General features: G+C 70.2%; 17 protein-coding genes and 1 tRNA gene. 11 read left to right on the top strand and 7 right to left on the bottom strand.

Annotated features, from left to right (window positions below):
• Positions 1–69: 69 nt before the first annotated feature.
• From LOK46_RS24910 to LOK46_RS24930, 5 genes are all read left to right on the top strand, one after another.
• Positions 70–2,130, top strand: coding sequence for a carbon starvation CstA family protein (locus tag LOK46_RS24910; protein WP_273561036.1), 2,061 nt, complete (start codon positions 70–72; stop codon positions 2,128–2,130).
• A gap of 8 nt (positions 2,131–2,138) precedes the next feature.
• The gene (locus LOK46_RS24915) at positions 2,139–2,360 is read left to right on the top strand and encodes a YbdD/YjiX family protein (RefSeq protein WP_273561037.1); all 222 of its coding nucleotides are present in this window, start codon (positions 2,139–2,141) and stop codon (positions 2,358–2,360) included.
• A 224-nt stretch (positions 2,361–2,584) separates the two neighbouring features.
• Entirely contained in the window at positions 2,585–2,785 is a 201-nt protein-coding gene (locus tag LOK46_RS24920) for a DUF3606 domain-containing protein (protein ID WP_273561038.1), read from the top strand.
• A gap of 145 nt (positions 2,786–2,930) precedes the next feature.
• Positions 2,931–3,365, top strand: a complete 435-nt coding sequence (locus tag LOK46_RS24925) for a tellurite resistance TerB family protein (protein WP_273561039.1) — start codon at positions 2,931–2,933, stop codon at positions 3,363–3,365.
• Between the two features lie 303 nt (positions 3,366–3,668).
• On the top strand, positions 3,669–6,953 hold the full coding sequence (locus LOK46_RS24930) for an efflux RND transporter permease subunit (RefSeq protein ID WP_273561040.1): 3,285 nt from the start codon (positions 3,669–3,671) through the stop codon (positions 6,951–6,953).
• A 98-nt stretch (positions 6,954–7,051) separates the two neighbouring features.
• Here the strand turns inward: LOK46_RS24930 and cynS are convergent, their stop codons facing one another.
• Complete coding sequence (gene cynS / locus LOK46_RS24935; RefSeq protein ID WP_273561041.1) at positions 7,052–7,540, bottom strand: cyanase; 489 nt, start codon at positions 7,538–7,540, stop codon at positions 7,052–7,054.
• A 376-nt stretch (positions 7,541–7,916) separates the two neighbouring features.
• On the opposite strand from cynS, the gene LOK46_RS24940 reads away from it, so the two are divergent.
• From LOK46_RS24940 to LOK46_RS24965, 6 genes are all read left to right on the top strand, one after another.
• The gene (locus LOK46_RS24940; protein WP_273564686.1) at positions 7,917–9,740 is read left to right on the top strand and encodes a sigma 54-interacting transcriptional regulator; all 1,824 of its coding nucleotides are present in this window, start codon (positions 7,917–7,919) and stop codon (positions 9,738–9,740) included.
• 86 nt (positions 9,741–9,826) lie between these two features.
• Positions 9,827–11,107 carry an EAL domain-containing protein gene (locus LOK46_RS24945; protein WP_273561042.1) on the top strand — a complete coding sequence of 427 codons (1,281 nt, stop codon included), beginning with the start codon at positions 9,827–9,829 and terminating at the stop codon, positions 11,105–11,107.
• Between the two features lie 179 nt (positions 11,108–11,286).
• Positions 11,287–12,849 (top strand): tRNA (adenosine(37)-N6)-threonylcarbamoyltransferase complex ATPase subunit type 1 TsaE, encoded by a 1,563-nt coding sequence (tsaE, locus tag LOK46_RS24950; protein ID WP_273561043.1) that lies wholly within the window; start codon positions 11,287–11,289, stop codon positions 12,847–12,849.
• A 19-nt stretch (positions 12,850–12,868) separates the two neighbouring features.
• Complete coding sequence (locus LOK46_RS24955; protein ID WP_273561044.1) at positions 12,869–13,621, top strand: nucleotidyltransferase family protein; 753 nt, start codon at positions 12,869–12,871, stop codon at positions 13,619–13,621.
• 125 nt (positions 13,622–13,746) lie between these two features.
• Positions 13,747–13,823 (top strand) — tRNA-Arg (locus LOK46_RS24960).
• 512 nt (positions 13,824–14,335) lie between these two features.
• Positions 14,336–14,608, top strand: coding sequence for a hypothetical protein (locus tag LOK46_RS24965; RefSeq protein ID WP_273561045.1), 273 nt, complete (start codon positions 14,336–14,338; stop codon positions 14,606–14,608).
• Here the strand turns inward: LOK46_RS24965 and LOK46_RS24970 are convergent.
• The 6 genes from LOK46_RS24970 to LOK46_RS24995 all read right to left on the bottom strand — a co-directional run bounded on the left by LOK46_RS24970 (position 14,602) and on the right by LOK46_RS24995 (position 19,564).
• Positions 14,602–15,597: a lytic transglycosylase domain-containing protein gene (locus tag LOK46_RS24970; RefSeq protein ID WP_443192843.1), complete on the bottom strand. Its 996-nt coding sequence runs from the start codon at positions 15,595–15,597 to the stop codon at positions 14,602–14,604. The two genes, LOK46_RS24965 and LOK46_RS24970, sit on opposite strands and share 7 nt — an antisense overlap.
• A 57-nt stretch (positions 15,598–15,654) precedes the next feature.
• Positions 15,655–16,557: a CsgG/HfaB family protein gene (locus LOK46_RS24975; protein WP_273561047.1), complete on the bottom strand. Its 903-nt coding sequence runs from the start codon at positions 16,555–16,557 to the stop codon at positions 15,655–15,657.
• 124 nt (positions 16,558–16,681) lie between these two features.
• Positions 16,682–17,179, bottom strand: a complete 498-nt coding sequence (locus LOK46_RS24980) for a curli assembly protein CsgF (protein WP_273561048.1) — start codon at positions 17,177–17,179, stop codon at positions 16,682–16,684.
• A gap of 4 nt (positions 17,180–17,183) precedes the next feature.
• Positions 17,184–17,756, bottom strand: coding sequence for a hypothetical protein (locus LOK46_RS24985; RefSeq protein WP_273561049.1), 573 nt, complete (start codon positions 17,754–17,756; stop codon positions 17,184–17,186).
• A 237-nt stretch (positions 17,757–17,993) separates the two neighbouring features.
• Positions 17,994–18,314, bottom strand: coding sequence for a curli-like amyloid fiber formation chaperone CsgH (gene csgH / locus LOK46_RS24990; RefSeq protein ID WP_273561050.1), 321 nt, complete (start codon positions 18,312–18,314; stop codon positions 17,994–17,996).
• A gap of 116 nt (positions 18,315–18,430) precedes the next feature.
• On the bottom strand, positions 18,431–19,564 hold the full coding sequence (locus LOK46_RS24995) for a hypothetical protein (protein WP_273561051.1): 1,134 nt from the start codon (positions 19,562–19,564) through the stop codon (positions 18,431–18,433).
• Positions 19,565–19,777 lie beyond the last annotated feature (213 nt).

Genomic DNA, 19,777 nt, shown 5'->3' on the forward strand with positions numbered 1-19,777 from the left:
CCACGAAGTCCCAGCCGGAGCCCCCCGCGCGTGGCCCCGCGCGCGAGGCGTTCGGTCAGGGAGTGGGACATGGGTACGGCGATCGGCAGGCACGGGCCCTGGGCCCTCGTGGGGGCGCTCGGTGCCGCGGCGCTGGCGATCGTGGCGAGCCAGCGCGGCGAGACGATCAACGCCCTCTGGATCGTGGTCGCGGCGGTCTGCGTCTACCTCATCGCCTACCGCTACTATTCCCAGTTCATCGCCGACAAGGTGATGCGGCTCGACCCGAAGCGCGCGACGCCCGCGGTGCGCCACAACGACGGGCTCGACTACGTGCCCACCAACCGCGGCGTCCTGTTCGGCCACCACTTCGCGGCGATCGCGGGCGCGGGCCCGCTGGTCGGCCCGGTGCTCGCCGCCCAGATGGGCTACCTGCCCGGCATGCTCTGGATCCTGGCCGGCGTGGTCCTCGCCGGCGCCGTGCAGGACTTCATGGTCCTGTTCGTGTCGATGCGCCGGGACGGCCGGTCGCTCGGCGAGCTGATCCGGGCCGAGCTCGGCACGATCCCCGGCATCATCGCGCTGTTCGGCACCTTCCTGATCATGGTGATCCTGCTGGCCGTGCTGGCGCTGATCGTCGTCAAGGCGCTCGCCGAGAGCCCCTGGGGCACCTTCACGGTGATGTCGACGATCCCGATCGCCATGCTGATGGGCGTCTATTCCCGCTACATCCGCCCCGGCAAGATCGGCGAGGTCTCGATCCTGGGCTTCGTCCTGCTGATGCTGGCGATCGTCGCCGGCGGCTCCGTGGCGTCGAGCCCGGTCTGGGGCCCGGCCTTCACCTTCACGGGGCCGCAGCTCTGCTGGATGCTGATCGGCTACGGCTTCGTGGCGTCGATCCTGCCGGTCTGGCTGCTGCTCGCCCCGCGCGACTACCTGTCGACCTTCCTCAAGATCGGCACCATCGTGGGCCTCGCGCTCGGCATCGCCTTCGTGGCGCCGCACATGCAGATGCCGGCGGTCACCAAGTTCGTGGACGGCACCGGCCCGGTCTGGGCGGGCAGCCTGTTCCCGTTCCTGTTCATCACCATCGCGTGCGGCGCGGTCTCGGGCTTCCACGCCCTGATCTCGTCGGGCACCACCCCGAAGCTGATCGCCAGCGAGTCCGACGCGCGCTTCATCGGCTACGGCGGCATGCTGATGGAATCCTTCGTGGCGATCATGGCGCTGGTCTCGGCCTGCGTGATCGACCCGGGCGTCTACTTCACCATGAACTCGCCGGCCGCCCTCATCGGCACCACGCCCGAGACCGCGGCCGCCGCGGTGACCAAGCTCGGCTTCGCCACGACGCCCGAGGTGATCACCCAGACCGCCGCCGACGTCGGCGAGCACACGATCATCTCGCGGGCCGGCGGCGCGCCGACGCTCGCGGTCGGCATGGCCCACATCATCTCGTCCGCCATCGGCGGCAAGGCGATGATGGCCTTCTGGTACCATTTCGCGATCCTGTTCGAGGCCCTGTTCATCCTCACCGCGGTGGACGCGGGCACCCGCGCCTGCCGGTTCATGGTGCAGGATCTCGTCGCGCTGGCGGTGCCGTCGTTCAAGAACACCACGTCGTGGGGGCCGAGCATCGCGGCGACCGCGATCTCGGTGGGGGCCTGGGGCTACTTCCTGTACCAGGGCGTGACCGACCCGCTGGGCGGCATCAACACCCTGTGGCCGCTCTTCGGCATCTCGAACCAGATGCTGGCCGCGGTGGCGCTCACGCTGTGCACGGTGGTGATCTTCAAGATGAAGCGCGAGCGCTACGCGTTCGTGACCATCATCCCGACCGCGTGGCTGTGCATCTGCACTCTCACGGCCGGCTGGCAGAAGATCTTCTCGGCCGACCCGAAGATCGGCTTCCTGGCCCACGCCGAGCGCTACGCGGCCGCCGCCGCGGAGGGCAAGGTCCTGGCCCCGGCCAAGAACGCCGACCAGATGAGCCAGATCATCCTCAACGACCGCATCGACGCGGTGCTGGCGGCCCTGTTCATCGGCCTCGTCGTCGCCATCGCGGGCTTCGGCATCGCCGCCTGCCTGAAGGCGTGGCGCGCGGATCGCTGGACCGCGCTGGAGACCGAGCCGCACATGGTCCCGGCGGAGTAGGAGGTCCCATGCTGCCGTCGTCCAACCTGCGGGACCGGATCCGGACGCTGTCCAAATGCGTCTGCGACGGCGCCCGGCTGATGGTCGGGCAGGGGGACTACGCGGCCTACGCCGAGCATGTCCGCCGCACCCATCCCGACCAGGCGCCGATGACCGAGGTGGAGTTCTTCCGCAACCGGGAGAACGCCCGCTTCGGGGTCGGCAACACCGCGGGCTTCCGCTGCTGCTGAGCGGCGGCCGGCGAGCCCGGTCGTCCTTGCGAGCGGAGCGAAGCGATCCAGGCAGCGCTGCGTCCTCCAGCGTCGCGTTGCCCTGGGTCGCTTCGCGGCGCTCACGATGACGGCGGCGCGTCTTCGCGGCGAACCGAGCCCCGCTGCGGCGCGGACCCGTTTCCCTTCGGCCGGCGTTCTCCACGCCGGAGGGCCGCCCGGCCCTCGCGCGACGCGGAGAGCCGATGACCGACCAGAGCGTGCAGGACCCGATCGAGCCCCGGGCCGTCAACACCGCCCATGCCTGGGAGCGGGCCTACTGGGCGCGCCGGTTCATGGTCCCGGTGGAGCAGGTCGAGGCCGCCGTGGTGGCGGTCGGCGACGATCCGGCCCGCGTGGCCGCCCATCTCGGGCGGGACTGGCCGGGCCACGAGCCCGCCACCTGAGCCCGCCACCTGAGCCCGCCCGCCGAGCACGGCCGCCGAGCCCCCTGCGCGAGAACTAGTCCTCCGCGATCCAGGGCTTAAGCTCGGCCGCATCTTGACTCGGCCGCCACAATATCCGCCATCTCGGACCCGACGGGAGGTCGGCATGAGCATTTTCCAGGACGCCATCCTTCGGTTCGGCCGCACGATCATGTCGTACGCGGGCGACGCGGTCTTCCTGCAGGCCGCGGTCTCGTCCGCCGCCAACGTCATCGTGGCGGACGGGGACGTGGGCGAGGAGGAGATCGAGTCGGCGATCAGCGGTATCCGCGCCAACCCGATCCTCGAGAAGTCCTACGACACGCTGCGCGTCGAGCAGGAGCTCTACGAGGCGATCGCCCGGGCCAAGACCCGGGCCGGGCGGCTGGAGAACCTGCGCCATATCGGCGCCATCGCGGAGCGGCCGATCGAGCAGCGCCAGGACGTGTTCCTGATCGGCGCGGACGTGGCCGATATCGACGGCATCAGCGCGGTCGAGCACAAGGCGCTCGACGAGATCGCCGGAGCGCTGCAGGTCGACAAGTCCGCCCTGCTGCGCTGACTCGGCGGGCGCGGCGCCCGGCAGACGCCGCGACGGTGCGCCGGGATCCCTCTCCGGTCCGCACCCTCATCGCGATACGCCGGAGCGCCGCGGAGGCCGCGAAGGCGTTCTCGTGCGCGGCCCGCCGGTGCGCGCACCCCCGGACGCGGGTGCGGTGTGGGGCATGACGGGCCCGCCGCAGCCCTGCGGCGACGCGGCCCGTCCTTTGCCTACCCGGACGTGATAGCGAAACATTCCGGGTTTAGCCGGTGAGCCGGTACACAACGCGGAGTTGCCGGCCCGGGGCCGGACGGCGGAGACCGCATGGGCCTCGTCCTCTACGCGCTCAAGTTCCGGATCACGACCTACGTGCTCGCGGTCCTGATGATGCTCGGCGGCGTCGGGGCGATGGTCGTCACGCCGAAGGACGTTCTCCCGGTCGTCGACATCCCGGTCGTCGTGGTGGTCTGGACCTATACCGGACTCTCGGCGCCGGAGATGGAGCAGCGCGTCACGACCTACGCCGAGTACGGCATCTCCAACAACGTCAACAACATCCGCCGCATGGAGTCGACGACGCTCCAGGGCACGGCGGTGCAGCGGATCTACTTCGAGCCCACCGTCAGCCTCGATCTCGCCATCGCCCAGGTGGTGTCCTCGACCAACTCGATCCGCGCCGTGATGCCCCCCGGCACGCAGCCGCCGGTGATCGTGCGCTACTCCGCCTCCTCGGTGCCGGTCATCCAGCTCGCCCTGACCTCGGCCAAGGAGAGCCTCAACCAGGTCTACGACTACGCCCAGTACCGGATCCGCCAGACCCTGGCGCAGGTCCCGGGCTCGACCCTGCCGTCGCCCTTCGGCGGCGCGCCCCGGCAGATCATGGTCGACCTCGACCTCAACGCCCTCCAGGCGCTCGGCCTGACGCCGCTCGACGTCACCAACGCCATGACGGCCCAGAACCTGACCGTGCCGTCCGGCCTCGCCAAGATCGGCGAGCAGCAGTACCCGATCCAGCTCAACGCCACCCCGCCGTCGATCGAGACCCTGAACCTCGCGCCGATCAAGGTGGTGGCCGGCCAGCCCGTGCTGGTGCGCGACGTCGCCTACGTCCGCGACGGCGGCCCGCCGCAGGTCAACGTGGTCAGCGCCGACGGCCAGCAGGCCGTGCTGATGCAGATCATCAAGAACGGCAACGCCTCGACCCTCAGCGTGGTCAACAACGTCAAGAAGGCGATGCCGACGATCCGCGCCGCCGCGCCCGAGGGGCTGGCGATCAAGCAGCTCTTCGACCAGTCGGTCTTCGTCTCGAACGCCATCGAGGGCGTGCTCCACGAGGCGCTGACCGCGGCGGCCCTGACGGGGCTGGCCATCCTGCTGTTCCTCGGCTCCTGGCGCTCGACGATCATCGTGCTGATCTCGATCCCGCTCTGCGTCATGACCTCGCTCGCCGTCCTGGCGGCGCTCGGCGAGACCATCAACGTGATGACGCTGGGCGGCCTCGCGCTCGCGGTCGGCATCCTGGTGGACGACGCCACGGTGGCGATCGAGAACACCTACCGGCTGTTCGAGGAGGGCGAGGAGTTCCGCGAGAGCGTGGTCCACGGGGCCGCCGGCATCGCCAAGCCGGCGCTGATCTCGACGCTGGCGATCTGCGCGGCCTTCACGGCGGTGTTCGCGCTCACCGACACGCCGAAGTACCTGTTCACCCCGCAGGCGCTCGCGGTCGTGTTCGCGATGCTGACCTCCTACCTGCTGTCGCGGACCCTGGTGCCGCTCCTGATCGACGTGATCGTGGCGCCGGAGTACCGCCAGAAGCACGCCAAGGATCGGGACGCGCACCGGGCGCAGCACGCGGCGCCCCGGCGGGGCCGGATCGCCCGGGCCGTCGGCCTCGTGGGCGCCCCCGCGCTGCGGCTCGCCGGCCGGATCCACGGCGCCTTCGAGCGCGGCTTCGCGCGGTTCCACCGCGGCTATGTCGGGCTGCTCCACGCGGTGCTGCGCCACCGCGTCGTCACCCTGGGCGCGGCCGGCGGCGTGCTCGGCATGACCGGCGTGCTGTTCGTGTTCGTCGGCCAGGACTACTTCCCGCAGATCGAGGCGAGCCAGATGACCATGCATCTGCGCACCCGCGTCGGCATGCGCATCGAGACCGCCCGGCAGGTCTTCGCCGAGGTCGAGGACACCGTCCGCGAGGTGATCCCGGCGGGTGAGGTCGACCAGATCCTCCAGAACATCGGCCTGCCGTCGAACAACTACAACTTCGCGTTCTCGGACGGCTCGTTCGTCTCCTACAATGACGGGCAGATGCTGATCAGCCTCAAGGAGGGGCACGGCCCGGTGGCGGGCTACACGAAGCGCCTGCGCGACGTGCTGATGAAGCGCTTCCCCGACGTGATCGTCTATTTCCAGCCCGCCGACATGATCACCCAGATCCTGAACTTCGGCGTCCTCACGCCGATCGACGTGCAGGTCTCCGGCCGGCACAAGGAGAAGGACCTGGAGGTCGCGCAGCGCATCGTCCAGCGGCTGAAGCACACCAAGGGCCTCGTCGACGTCCACCTGCAGCAGATCGTCAACGAGCCGCAATTCTACGTCGACGTGGACCGGCGCCTCGCCTCCGAGCTCGGGCTGACCGAGCAGCAGGTGGCGCAGAACATGAACATCTCGCTGTCCGGCAGCTACCAGGTCACCCCGAACTTCTGGCCCGACCCGAAGACCGGCATCCCCTACCAGCTCTGGGTGCAGACGCCCGAGTACCGCAACAGCTCGCTCACCGACCTGCGCAACACGCCGATGTTCGTGCGCGCCGCCGCGACCTCCGGCTCCGGCCCCGGGGTGCTGACCCTCCTGTCGAGCCTCGCCGACATCCGCCGGACGCCGACGCAGACCATGATCAGCCACGTCAACATCCAGCCGACCTTCGACATCTTCGCCTCGGTGCAGGACCGGGACCTCGGCTCGGTCGCCCGCGAGATCGACAGGATCGTCGAGGACGAGCAGAAGAACCTCGAGGCGCCGGACAAGATCGTCGTCCGCGGCCAGATCGAGAACATGCGCTCGGCCTTCTTCCGCCTGGAGATCGGCCTCGGCATCGCGCTGATCGCCGTCTACCTGCTGATGGCGGTGAACTACCAGAGCTGGGGCGACCCGTTCGTGGTGATCGCCGCCCTGCCGATGGCCTTCTGCGGCATCACCTTCGCGCTGTTCGTGACCGGCACGCCCTTCTCGATCCCGTCGATCTTCGGGGCGATCATGTCGGTGGGCATCGCCTCGGCGAACTCGATCCTGCTCGTGACCTTCGCCAAGGAGCACCGGGAGGAGACCGGGTGCAGCGCCCTGGAGGCGGCGATCACCGCGGGCGAGACGCGGCTGCGGCCGGTGCTGATGACCGCCTCGGCGATGTTCCTGGGGCTGATCCCGATGGCGCTCGGCACCGGCGAGGGCGGCGAGCAGAACGCCGCGCTCGCCCGCGCCGTGATGGGCGGCATCGCCTTCGCGACGCCCGCGACCCTGCTGCTGGTGCCGTTCCTCTACGTGCTGATGCGCGGCGGTCCGGCCCAGCCGGTGCAGGATTACCTGGAGCCGGAGGGCCGGCCGGCGACGGCCTGAGGGACGGCGGCGCGTCGCGCGCCGCGGCCGGTGTCGCTGGCCCGATCCGGATGTATGAACCTCGGATCCCGGTCGGGGGGATGCCCGCCCGGGGTCGCTCACCCCTCCTTGAAGCCGTATTCCGGCGTGTCGTCGTCGTTGCCGTAGTACTTGTACGGCAGGAACTTGCCCGACATGGTGAGCTTCACGCGGTCGCCCTTGTTGTTGGCCTCGCGGGCCATGTCCATGTTGAAGTCGATCGCCGACATGATGCCGTCGCCGAACTCCTCCTGGATCAGCTCCTTGAAGGTCGTGCCGTAGACCATCACCAGCTCGTAGAATCGGTAGATCAGCGGGTCGGTGGGCGGCATGGACGGGATCGAGCCGCGATAGGGCGCCTCGTTGAGCATCCGCTCCTCCGCGCCGGTGAGGCCGAAGAGCTCGGCCGCCCGCTTGGCCTGGGCCTTCGGCAGCTTCATCTGGCCCAGGCAGGCCGCGGTGATCAGGAACGGCGACAGGCCGCCGATCTCCGCGTGGATGTGCTTCCAGCTCCAGCCCTTCTCGCGCTTGATGTCGAGAAGCTTCTCGGTGAGGTCTTCGCGCTTCATCGTCGGCTCCCGGAGTTCGAATCTGCGATGGGTCCGGTGAGGCCGCGCGCTCCGCGGCCCCACCCACCCGATGCGGGTGCGCGTCCGGAGCGCGACCGGTGAGGGGGGACGGTCGCGTCCGGACGCGGACATCCGCCGGGCATCGTCGCGGCGTGGCTTCGGGAGCTGCGCCGGCCGACGGGCGGACAGGCTCCCTCGGCAAAGCGTATGCCAGCCGGGACCCCGGAGAAATCGCTCGACTTGACAGAGACTTGGCGCGCCAGGCGGTACGCACGACATCTCGTCGGAAACGAGATATCGTGCGTGGATGACGATATCTCGTGAGCCTGGGTCGGCCGGAACGTTCGGGCCGGTCTTCGAGGCGAGCCCCGATCCCATGCTGGTCCTCGCCCCCGAGGAGGACCGGGTCGCGGACGCCAATCCGGCGGCGGCGCGCCTCCTCGGCTACGGCCGCGCGGCGCTGCGGGGGGCGCGGGCGAGCGCGCTGTTCCCGGGCCAGCTCCCGGCGCTCACGGTCTTCACCGAGGCCGCGCTGGCCAGGGGGCACTGGTGGACGCGGACGCTGGCGCCGCGCGACGCGGCCGGCCGCGACCTGAGGGTCGAGGCCGCGGCCTTCCCGCTCCCCGGCGACCCGATGCGCCTCCTCGTGACCCTGGCGGACCCGGACACGCTCCACCGCCGCCAGGTCGACGGCGAGGCCGAGGCCCACATGCGCGCCGGCCTATCCGAGTGGCAGCGTGTGGAGCGCATCTTCCGCGACATCGAGCGGGGCAACCAGCTGATCCTGCGCGCGGCCGGGGAGGGGATCTACGGCGTCAACGCGGAGGGCGTGACCACCTTCGTCAACCCGGCCGCCGCGCGCATGCTCGGCTGCGAGGCCGCCGACCTCGTCGGCCGGGACATGCACGCCGCCGTGCACCACACCCGCCCGGACGGGAGCCACTACCCGCACCGCGACTGCCCGATCTACGCGGCCTTCCGGGACGGGACCGTGCACCAGGTCGATCACGAGGTCTTCTGGCGCGCCGACGGGACCGCCTTCCCGGTCGAGTACACCTCCACGCCGATCCGCGACCGGGGTCGCCTGCTCGGCGCCGTCATCGTGTTCCGCGACATCAGCCAGCGCCGCGAGGCCGAGGCCCGCCTGACGAGCGCGCTCGCCGAGGTCGACTCCCTCCGGGAGCGCCTCGAGCTGGAGAACGCGTACCTGAAGGAGGAGATCCGGGCCGAGCGCCAGCACCAGGGCATCATCGGCCGCTCGCCCGCCATCGCGGCGACGCTCCGGCAGGTCGACCGCGTCGCCGCCACCGACGCCACGGTGCTCATCACCGGCGAATCCGGCACCGGCAAGGAGCTGATCGCCCGGGCGATCCACGAGGCCAGCCGCCGCAGCGCCCGCCCGATGATCCGCGTCAACTGCGCGGCGATCCCCCGCGAGCTGTTCGAGAGCGAGTTCTTCGGCCACGCCAAGGGCAGCTTCACCGGGGCGCTGCGCGACCGGGTCGGCCGGTTCGAACTCGCCGACGGCGGCACGCTGTTCCTCGACGAGGTCGGCGAGATCCCCCTCGATCTCCAGGGCAAGCTGCTGCGCGTCCTGCAGGAGCGCTCGTTCGAGCGGGTCGGCGAGGCGCGCACGCGGGCGGTGGACGTGCGCGTGGTCGCGGCCACCAACCGAGACCTGCGCGCCGAGATCCGGGCGGGCCGCTTCCGGGAGGACCTCTACTTCCGCCTCAACGTCTTCCCGATCCAGGCGCGGCCCCTGCGCGAGCGGCCCGAGGACGTCCCGCCGCTCGCCCAGCACCTGCTCCGGGTCGCGGCACGCCGCCTCACCGTCCCGGAGCCGCGCCTCACGGAGGGCGATGTCCGCCGCCTCTGCCGCTATCCCTGGCCCGGCAATGTCCGCGAGTTGGAGAACGTGATCGAGCGGGCGGTGATCCTCTCCGCCCGGGGCCGCCTCCGCCTCGACCTGCCCGACGGGGAGGCGGCCGGGCCCGCGGACGCGGCCACCCCGGCCGCGCCGCCCGACGGGCGGCCCGCCACCGAGGCCGAGCGCCGGGCGCGCGACCGCGCCGAGATCGTCGCGGCCCTGGCGCTGGCGGGTGGCCGGATCTCCGGGCCGGGCGGCGCGGCCGCGCTCCTCGGCCTGCGGCCGACGACGCTGGCCTCGCGGATCAAGGCCCACCGGATCCCGCGCGGCTGATCCGGCGGGCCCTTGATCCGATCTTAAGGCCGCTGTGCCAACGATCGCGCCGGGCTTTCCCCGCGAAGGCGCAGCGTTCCCGACCGATGCAGGACCTCTCCGATCCCGTCACCCTCCCGGCCGGCGCCGTCCTGTTCGACGAGGGGTCGATCGGGCACTGCGCCTACCTGATCCTGAGCGGGCGCATCGCGATCTTCCGGCGGCGCGACGGCGGCGAGGCCGTGCTCGCCCGGCGCGGGGCCGGCGAGATCTTCGGCGAGATGGCGATACTCGACGCCCTCCCGCGCTCCGCCGGGGCGCGCGCCGAGGCCGATTGCGTGCTCGTCCCGGTCGACGCGGCGCAGATCCGCCAGCGGCTCGCCGGTGCCGACCCGATCCTGCGCCTCTGCCTCGAGGGGCTCATCGCCCGGTTCCGCGAGACCCTGCCGCGCCTCGGGCCGGCCGCGGCCGGGGGGCCTCTGGCTCCGCTCTCGCCCTCCGCCCGCGCCGATTTCGACGCGACCGTCGCGTCCCTCACGCAGGAGCGCGCCCTGCGGCGGGCCCTGGCCCGGGACGAGTTCGCGCTGTTCCTGCAGCCGATCGTGCGGCTCGCCACCGGGCGGCTCGCCGGCTTCGAGGCCCTGATCCGCTGGCACGATCCCGAGCGCGGGCTCGTGGCGCCCGCCTCCTTCATCCCGGCCGCCGAGGCGAACGGCTTGATCCTCGCGATCACCGCCTGGGTGATCGGCGCGATCGGCCGGATCGTGCCCCGGGTCCTGCAGGCCGGCCTGCGCGCCCCCGCCTCCGTCGAGGCGTCCCTGTTCGTGAGCTTCAACGTCACGGCCCAGGACCTCGCCCGCGCGGACATACCGGGCCTCGTCGACGCGATGCTGCGCCGGACCGGCATCGCGCCCGGCGCCCTCAAGCTCGAGGTCACCGAGAGCGCGCTGATGCAGGATCCGGCCGGGGCGGCGGCCGCCCTCGCGCGCTGCCGCGCCGCCGGCCTCGGCATCGCGGTGGACGATTTCGGCACCGGCTACTCCTCGCTCAGCCATCTCAGCACCCTGCCGATCACTACGCTCAAGGTGGACCGGGCCTTCGTCCGGGCGATGCTGGCGGAGCCGCGCGATCGCCGGATCGTCCAGACCATCCTGCGGCTCGCCGAGGAGATCGGGGTGGCGGCGGTCGCCGAGGGCATCGAGGGCCGCGCCGAGGCGGAGGCCCTCGCCGCGATGGGCTGCGCCCTGGGCCAGGGCTACCATTTCGGCCGCCCGATGCCGGAGGCCGACGCCCTCGCGGCGGCGGCGGCCTGGAACGCCGAGGCCTGGCGCACCGGCCTGCCCCGCGGGGGCGACCAGGACCGGCCGAGAGTCCACGCCCGGGCCTGAGGGGTTCCCGGGGTCCCGGCGCGGTCTCCCGCCGCCTCCGCGAGCGTGGTTTCGATGCACCGGGCGGGCGGGAAGCGCGCAGCTCCGGGCGGAAACGCTTGCATCCGGTGCGTGTTTTCGGACCATGCGTCTTCGGGTCTCGGAGGCGGGCTTTGGGCGGAGACGAGCAGGACGGGCAGATGGCCGAAGGGGCGGCGGGGGCATCCGCGCAGCCGGCGCCCTGGGAATTCGTGCTGCCGGAGGAGACGGCCACCGAGGATCTCGGCCTGTTCCTCTCCGAGTTCCTGATGCCCGGGGACGTGGTGGCCCTGTCCGGAGGACTGGGCGGCGGCAAGACCACGCTCGCCCGCGCGATCATCCGCGAGCTCGCCGGCGACGCGGGCCTGGAGGTGCCGAGCCCGACCTTCACGCTGATCCAGCCCTACGCGGCCCGCGACGGCCGGCCGATCGTCCACGCCGACCTGTACCGGCTGCGCGACCCCGACGAGTTGGTGGAGCTCGGCTTCGACGAGATGGCCGAGGGCGCGATCACCCTGGTGGAGTGGCCCGACCGGATGCCGCCCCGCGACGGCCCGGTGCTGACCGTGGACCTGTCCCTGCGGGCGGAGTTCGGCCCCGAGGCGCGGCTCGCCCGGATCGACGGCACCGGCGGCATGCGCGCCCGCCTCGACCGGGCCCGCGCGGTGCGCCGCCTCCTCGACCGCAGCGGCTGGGACATCGCCGAGCGGACCTTGATGCAGGGGGACGCCTCCTCCCGCGCCTACGAGCGCCTGACCAAGCCCGACGGCACCAGCGCCGTGCTGATGATCGCGCCGCCGCGCCCCGACGGGCCGCCGGTGCGGGACGGCAAGCCCTACAGCGCGATCGTGCACCTCGCCGAGAGCGTCCACGCCTTCGTGGCCCTCGACCGCGGCCTGCGGGCGCTCGGCTTCTCGGCCCCGAAGATCTACGGCGAGGACCTGACCGAGGGCCTGCTCATCCTGGAGGATCTCGGCAGCGAGCCGGTGATCGAGGGGGGCGCCCCGCGGCCCGAGCGCTACGCCGAGGCCGTGCGCGTGCTGGCCAAGCTCCACGCCAACCCGCTGCCCCCAGTCCTGCCCGTGGCGGAGGGGATCGAGCACAGGCTGCCGCCCTACGACATGGAGGCGCTGCTGTTCGAGGCGGAGCTGATGCCCGAATGGTACGCCCCGGCGATCCGGAACGTCAGCCTGTCGGCGGAGGCGCGGACGGCCTTCGTCGACCTGTGGCGGGGGGCGCTACAGGGCGCGATCCCGGACCGGCCGACCTGGACCCTGCGCGACTACCATTCCCCGAACCTGATCTGGCTGCCCGAGCGGGACGGGCTGGAGCGGGTCGGGCTGATCGATTTCCAGGACGCCGTCATGGGCCACCCGGCCTACGACGTCGCCTCGCTGCTGCAGGATGCCCGGGTCGATTCCAGCGCGGAGTTCGAGCTGCGGCTCCTCGGCCTCTACGCCCGCGAGCGCCGCGGCCGGGACCCGGCCTTCGACGTCGGCGCCTTCGCCACCGCCTACGCGCTGCTGGCGGCCCAGCGGGCCACCAAGATCCTCGGCATCTTCGCGCGCCTCGACCGGCGCGACGGCAAGCCCGGCTACCTCGCCCACCTGCCGCGGATCGAAGGCTACCTCGCCCGCAACCTCGCCCATCCGGCGCTCGCCGGGCTGCGGGCCTGGCACGCGGACCACCTGCCGGGCCTCGTCGCCCCGGCACCCGACCCCTGACCTCCGGATTCCCGCCCGCATGAGCGATCCCAGCCCCGCCGTCAGCCGCGCCTTCGTCCTGGCCGCGGGCCTGGGGAAGCGCATGCGGCCGGTGACCGCCACCGTGCCGAAACCCCTGGTGGAGGTGGCCGGCAAGGCCCTGCTCGACCACGCCCTCGACCGGGTCATCGAGGCCGGGATCGGGACCGCGGTCGTCAACGTCCACTATCTCGCCGACCTGATCGAGGGGCATCTCGCGCGCCGGGCCGAGGGGACGGACCGGGGACCGGCCACGCTCGTCTCCGACGAGCGCGCGGCGCTGCTGGAGACGGGCGGCGGCATCCGCAAGGCGCTGCCGCTCCTGGGGGACGCGCCGTTCGTGGTGCTGAACTCGGACTCGTTCTGGCTCGAGGGGCCGGCCTCCAACCTGCGCCGGCTGATCGAGACCTGGGACGGCGACCGCATGGACGGCCTGCTGCTGGTGGCACCGACCGCCACCAGCCTCGGCTACGAGGGCGCCGGGGATTTCGTGATGGACCCGGACGGCCGCCTGGAGCGCCGCGGCGAGCGCGCGGTCGCCCCGTTCATCTACGCGGGCGTGGCGATCCTCACGCCGGGCCTCTTCGCCGACACGCCGGAGGGCGCGTTCTCGCTCAACCTGCTGTTCGACCGGGCGATCGCGGCGGGGCGGCTGTTCGGGATGCGGCTCGACGGCCAGTGGCTGCATGTCGGCACGCCGGAGGCGATCCGGGCCGCGGAGGAGCGCGTGCGCGCGAGCGCCCGGACCCCGTAGGGTGCGGGATGCCGAGGCGCACGCACGGGCCGCGAAAGTCGTTGTCCGAAGTGTCTTGCCAAGCCGGATTTGAGCCTCTAGAAGCCCCTTCACACCGGCGGGCCGAGAGCCCGCCGCCGTGTCAGGCGCCCGTAGCTCAGCTGGATAGAGCACCAGACTACGAATCTGGGGGTCAGAGGTTCGAATCCTTTCGGGCGCGCCATTCCCTGTCATTTCGAGCCATTCTGGACGAGCGTGACCCCGCGTTAGGGCCGTTCGCAGGTCTCGCTCGACCTCTCGAGCCATATGCGGATCCGTTTTGCCCGCGGCGGTGAACCGGCCGAGAGTCTCCGGAATGGACGGGGGCGCACTGGCCGTCGAGCTGTCGGCGGTCGGTCTGTTCCAAGCTCGCGCGCAGGGATGCGCAATCGAGTTCGCCTTCTACATCCGCCGGTGACGAACCCAGGGAACGAGGCCGCAGCCGTCAGGCGCAGATCGTTGTCTCGGGTCCCGAAATTTGATCTGACCCGCGGTCATGCGCCTGAAATAAGCGGTTCGGAACTGGTTGATCGAGCGTTTGTTCTGTTAGGAACTGATGAATGTAGGTTCGGGCCGGCGCAGCGCCTCGCCTGCACGCCCGTGAGGTTCGTCATGTCGCGATGGAGATTGAGGACGGTCGCGCTCGGCGTCGCATCCGTATGCTGCGCGACAGGCGCACTGGCCCAAGGTGCACCGGTGCCGAACGTCAACGACTGCACCTTCATCCGCGACCCGACGGCGCTGCGGGACTGCATCGAGCTCTACGAAGGCCAGCGGCTCGCACCCGGCCCCCGGCCTGCAGCCTTCCAGCAGCCGCCCGTGATCGACCAATCCTTGCTCGAAGCGGCGGGTCCGATCCCGGCGACCGGCGTGTCGCGCCGCGGGAAGCGGCGCAAGCTCCGGCAGAGCCGCCGGCCCGCCACGCCGGCCCAGGCCGTCCAAGTCGAGCAATTGGCGCCGCCTCAGTAAACCGCCTGCACCAGACAGGTGCGTCCCTGGCCGTTCAGGACCCCACAGAGGGCCTGCTCGGATCGCGGCTGCTGCGACTGGGCCGGCAGGCGCTGAGCGCCCCGCTTGAGGGCCAACTTGGCGACGGGCTGGGCAGCCCGCTCGCTCGCCACCGCCGCCACGCTGCGCCCGACCGGCGGAGCCCCGAACAGGGTCGAAGGCCGCGTCGGCGGATCGGTGGGCCAGCCGGCGACGCGGCCGAGACCGCGGGGGCCTGAGAAGAGCGATGGGGTGCTCAGGAAGGATCGGCCGCTCTCCGCGGCCCATTCCTCAACGGTGCGGCCCGTGATGCGGACCACGTAGTCGCGCGTCTCGGCAGGCATGCCCGAGCGGCCATCGAGCCAGCCGCGCACCCGTTGCGGCCCGGCATTGTAGGCCGCCGCGGCCAATCCGAGATTGCCGAAGCGCGCCCTGTGCTCCCGCAGCAACTCGGCCGATTTCGGGATCGCCTCCAGGGGATCGAACGGGTTGCGCAGGCCGCGCTCCGCGGCTGTGCCGGGCATGAACTGGGCGATGCCGAGCGCGCCCACCGGGCTCACGGCGTTGGGGTTGAGGCCGCTCTCCTGACGCAGCAGGCGCAGGAAGAAGTCGCCGGGCAGACCGTGGGCGGCGGCCGCTGCGGCGATCAGGGCGTGCATCCCGTCCCCAACCTGCGGGAACAGCAGGGTGGTCGCCTCGATCGGTCGGAACGCGCCGCGGCCCAGAACCAGCAGGTCGGCGAGCGCCGGCGCGATGATCGGCGCCGCCGCCGGCCTATCCGCCGGCCTGTCCGCCGGCCCGTTCGCGAGCCCGAGCGGGGGCGGCGCCGCGATCGGCGGGAAGGGCGCGAAGGGCGTGAGGGCGGCGGCGTCGGGGATCGCCGGGCTCCGGGCCGTGCTCGAGGCTCGCGAGGCGATCACCGGCGTCAGGGCGGCGGACACGACGAGGCACAGGGCCAGCGTGCCCCGCACGCTCCTCCGGCGGCGGCCGAACCTGTGCGTCGGTGCGAAAGGCCTGTCCATGGCGGATCAGGATTTCACCACCAGCGGGCCCGCCGCCACCGTCGGTCCCGGGACCTCGAGGGGCGTCGGCCGGTCGCGGGCCAGGTACTCGTCCACGAGGCGGGTGCCGAGCACCGGGTCGCGGAAGCGCCACAGCTTCTTGCGGCTGCCCTCGATGATCGTCGCGTAGACGGCGAGGTCGATCGCCTCGCGGACCGCCATCTGGGTCGGCTCGTTCCGGGTCACGCCCGTCTCGACCTGGAGCAGCTTGGCCACCGCGACGTAGCGGTAGGCGTTGGCGTTGAGCGCGACCGAGTAGATCGTCTTCGTCACCGTGACGCTGTTGAGCACCTCGCCGCTCTGCACGGAGACGATGCGCATCGCCACCGTCACCTCGTCGCGCCGGTACTTGGTGTCGCCGCCGATGCCCAGGAGGTTGGCGCCGGCGCCACCCGTGACCGTGTTGGCGTCGTAGCCGATGATGCCGCCCTCGACGATCAGGCCGGCGAAGCGGATCGGCGGCAGCGGCTTCGCCTCCGTGCCGTCGAATTCCTGGCGGGTCGCCCGGATCAGCTGCCGCTCCTGCAGCAGGTTGGCGAGGCCGGTGCGCTCGACCACCGAGAACCACTGGCCGCGCCCGGCGCGCCGCAGCGCGTCGACCACGAAGGCGCCGCCGCCCTGTGTCACGGCGCGGGAATACTCCGCGATGTTGTCGTTCGGCTTGTTCTGGCCGGTCAGGTCCGGGAAATTGTAGATCGCGATGTCGATCTTGCGGGTCGGCGGCGGCAGCGTCTCGAGATTGAGATCGGTCGGGGAGGGCGGCGTCACCACGGGCGCCTGCGCGAGCAGCTCGCGCTCCCACGGCGCGCAGGCGGCCAGACCCGCGCAGAGCAGCGCGGCGCCGGCCAGGCTCTTCAGAAAGCTACGCACGGGCAACCCCGTCTCCGTTCGGCTTCGGAGCTCCGGCCCTCCGCGCGGCCGCCCGAGCGGGCGACGGAGGGGGGCGGAGCCGGCTCCGGCTTCGATGCTCGACGACCATGGCTGCGCCTCGCCCTCAGGGCGCGCCCGAGATCGGCGACGTGCCGGTCGAGCTGCCGCCGACGGCCGCGGTCGCCGGGACGACGATGGTGGTGGTCGACTGGCCGTCGAAGATTTGGAGCTGGATGTTGCTGCCCAGGCGCTGGAAGGTCACCTGCGAGCCGCCGAAGCTGTAGCTGCCGCTCTGCTGGGCGTTCTCGCCGAAGAGCGACTGCGTGATCTGGTTGGCCAGCGAGCTGTAGATCTGCGTCTGCAACTGCTGGGCGAAGATCTGGCCCGGGGTCTTGGTGTTGGCGGCGCTCTGGTTGGCCGAGAACAGCTGCTGGTCGCGCTGGGCCGACCGCTGCGCGTCGTTCTGGGCGGCGGCCTCGGCCTGCAGCCAGGATCCGTTCAGCGGGCTTCCCCCGAAGGACGGGTTGACCGGCTGGTAGACGAGGCTGCCCGCCTGCGCACCCGCGACGGCGAGGAGGGCCCAGCCGCAGACGAGCGGCCCGAGGAGACGGGACTGGCGCATGGGACTACCTCTGGGTGACCGAGACGCTGGGACCGTTGCCGACCCGCGTGATGCTGATCGGCGTCGGGTTGGTGCCCTGCTGCTGCGCCGAGATGGCGTTGTTGTCGCCGCGGACCGTGATGGTGGCCGCCGCGCCGCCGTCCTGCTGGGTCCCGACCGTGTTGGACTGGCCGAAGACCGACACGGTCGACTGGTTGTACGATCCCGTCTGCTGCTGGGTCACCGTGTTGCGCGAACCGATCACGTTCTGGATCGCCACGTTCGCGTAGCCCGACATGTCGATCGTGCCCGTGTTGCCCGATCCGATCTGCAGGGCCCGGGCCTGGTTGGCCTGCGCCGACTGGGGCGGGCCGCTCGGATTGAGCAGCAGGATGCCGGACTGATTGCCGAGGATGTAGTCGCTCTCCTGGATCCCCCGTCCCTGAGTGCCGGTGGGGCGCTGAGCGGCCGCCTGGATCTGCTCGATCGCGACGCGATCCTGCGCCGCCGCGGAGCCGGCCGCACTCGCGACGGCGAGCGGGACGACAACGAGCAGCGCTCGACCTGCAGCGCGGCTGCGACGCGTACGGCGCATCATCTGCCTCCCTAGCCCCTTTTGGGCTACCTTAAATCAGTGTTCCGTGTGATTGTATAGTATCAGGGTTTATCCACACATGGTCACATCTGTTATGTGGTGAATTGGACACACGTGTCGAGGCCGGAGACTCGCTGTAGCTGTCTTTCGGGTGCGGCAATGTCAATGGAGCCGCAGGCACTCGTCCCATCAGGAAATGACGGAGCTCGACCTGTCGGCTTGCAGGGCTCGAGCGGCGTGTCACAGGTCCTGCGTGCTGTCGTAGGCGCAGCTGATCCTGTGGCCGTCCACCTGCACGGAGGCGTCGACGCTCAGCTGACCGTCCGCACGGACGCTGATCGTCAGCTTGCCGACCTCACGGGTACCGCTGTCGGCGAGGTCGAAGCCGCCGCCCTGCTGCATCGTTGCTGTGCCTGACGGATCGGACTTGCGTACGACCAAATTGTAATGGCCGGCGGTCCCGGGAGGAGCCTCAATCCGCAGAGTCAAGCGTGCAATGTCTGCCGAACGAGTTTCGACCACGCGGCAGAGGACCGGGGGATCAACGATGAAGCTGGGCATGATCGGCACCGCGCCCGCAATTGAGTTGGCTATTTGGTTTCAGGACTGGAAGGAACGCTCCTCAGAGCGCCCCTTCCGTCAAAGTCGGTGTCTAAAAGGGCTGTCGGCCCGGTTTCTTAGCGCTGCCGGATCGTCACATTGTTGCCGCTGCCGAACTGAGCGAAGCCCGCGTTGGAGTAATACGCTCCGCCCTGAGTGATCGAGCCGCCGTTGTTATTGCCGTTCTGGTAGATAAATGCACCGACTCCCTGATTGCCGGCCTGCGAGATGTAACCGCTGTTGCCATCGCCAATCTGAAGGATCGCCGCGTAGTTCGTGAAGCCGTTTTGATCAATGTTTCCGGTATTGCTGTTACCGACTTGGCGGACGGCCGCATACGCGTTCGAGCTGCTGCCATACTGATTGATCAAGGAGTAGTTGCCGTTGCCTTCCTGGGTGATGCCCGCAAAAATCGAGCTGCCGTACTGTTCGATGTAGCCCTGGTTGCTGCTGCCATTCTGCCGAACCGACGCATTGGCATCGCTGCTGCTGGAATACTGCCGGATGCGGGAGATATTGTCGTTCCCATCCTGAACAATGTCTGCGCTTGTCCGGGTGCTGCCTTGTTCAATGTATCCCTGGTTCCTGTCGCCCCGCTGGGTAACAGTGGCGGTTACATTCGAGCTCGTGCTGTACTGGTTGATCTGAGAATTATTCGAAGTTCCGTTCTGGAAAATGCCGGCGTAGGTGGTATTGGAATTTGCGTCAGCAATGATTGTCGCGCTGTTCTTGTCGCCGTTCTGCTGGAACTGAGCCTTGCCGTTCATTCCGTTCTGGGTAATGGACACTCCATTGCCACTGCCTGCCGAGAAGGAGCCCTTCGTGGGATCAAGCGAGAAATCGGCGCGAGAATAATTGCCGTTTGTCGTGACAACCTGATTGTTGTTGCCGCCTTGGACGATCGATAGACCGTTGTCGTACCCAGACTGTACGACAGTATTTGCGTCATTTAAGGCAGCATTTCCATTAGCGGCGGTGAGATTTGTTGCCGTCAGATCAATCTGATTGTTCAGAAATCCGGCCTTGGCGTTCGTGCCCTGCGTTTGATCAACCGTTGCCCTGTTGCGATCGCCGCGCTGAAGAACGATGGCCTCGTTCGCCGTGGTGCCGGCACCGAGGACCGGTGAAATCATGGACTGCGCCGAGGCGCCGGTCGCGAAGGCGGTCAGGCTGGCGACGGCGACGGAAGCCAGAAGAACTGATTTGAACATGGATACACTCCCTCTTTTCTCTTTTGTGCTCTTTTGAACACAATCCAGGCCATCGCGGTCGCACTGTTGTCGCGGCGCTTTAACGGCTTGTTAAGCGTATCCATGGGCTCAAGACGGGTGTCAAGTTCGGGTTGACCGAAAAACTACAATTGTCGGAATTTCTCAGCTGATTTGAGGCGGCAAAAATGACTTGATGTCTGACAAAGCGCCCAG

Source organism: Methylobacterium sp. NMS14P (assembly GCF_028583545.1).
Classification (GTDB): domain Bacteria; phylum Pseudomonadota; class Alphaproteobacteria; order Rhizobiales; family Beijerinckiaceae; genus Methylobacterium.

Bases quoted from the DNA above. Each gene is read 5' to 3' on its own strand.
- LOK46_RS24940 (WP_273564686.1), top strand. From the start codon at position 7,917: ATGCTGGTCCTCGCCCCCGAGGAGGACCGGGTCGCGGACGCCAATCCG.
- cynS (WP_273561041.1), bottom strand. From the start codon at position 7,540: ATGAAGCGCGAAGACCTCACCGAGAAGCTTCTCGACATCAAGCGCGAG.
- LOK46_RS24995 (WP_273561051.1), bottom strand. From the start codon at position 19,564: ATGTTCAAATCAGTTCTTCTGGCTTCCGTCGCCGTCGCCAGCCTGACC.
- LOK46_RS24945 (WP_273561042.1), top strand. From the start codon at position 9,827: ATGCAGGACCTCTCCGATCCCGTCACCCTCCCGGCCGGCGCCGTCCTG.
- LOK46_RS24955 (WP_273561044.1), top strand. From the start codon at position 12,869: ATGAGCGATCCCAGCCCCGCCGTCAGCCGCGCCTTCGTCCTGGCCGCG.
- LOK46_RS24920 (WP_273561038.1), top strand. From the start codon at position 2,585: ATGACCGACCAGAGCGTGCAGGACCCGATCGAGCCCCGGGCCGTCAAC.
- LOK46_RS24915 (WP_273561037.1), top strand. From the start codon at position 2,139: ATGCTGCCGTCGTCCAACCTGCGGGACCGGATCCGGACGCTGTCCAAA.
- LOK46_RS24925 (WP_273561039.1), top strand. From the start codon at position 2,931: ATGAGCATTTTCCAGGACGCCATCCTTCGGTTCGGCCGCACGATCATG.
- LOK46_RS24980 (WP_273561048.1), bottom strand. From the start codon at position 17,179: ATGCGCCAGTCCCGTCTCCTCGGGCCGCTCGTCTGCGGCTGGGCCCTC.
- csgH (WP_273561050.1), bottom strand. From the start codon at position 18,314: ATGCCCAGCTTCATCGTTGATCCCCCGGTCCTCTGCCGCGTGGTCGAA.
- LOK46_RS24910 (WP_273561036.1), top strand. From the start codon at position 70: ATGGGTACGGCGATCGGCAGGCACGGGCCCTGGGCCCTCGTGGGGGCG.
- LOK46_RS24930 (WP_273561040.1), top strand. From the start codon at position 3,669: ATGGGCCTCGTCCTCTACGCGCTCAAGTTCCGGATCACGACCTACGTG.
- LOK46_RS24985 (WP_273561049.1), bottom strand. From the start codon at position 17,756: ATGATGCGCCGTACGCGTCGCAGCCGCGCTGCAGGTCGAGCGCTGCTC.
- tsaE (WP_273561043.1), top strand. From the start codon at position 11,287: ATGGCCGAAGGGGCGGCGGGGGCATCCGCGCAGCCGGCGCCCTGGGAA.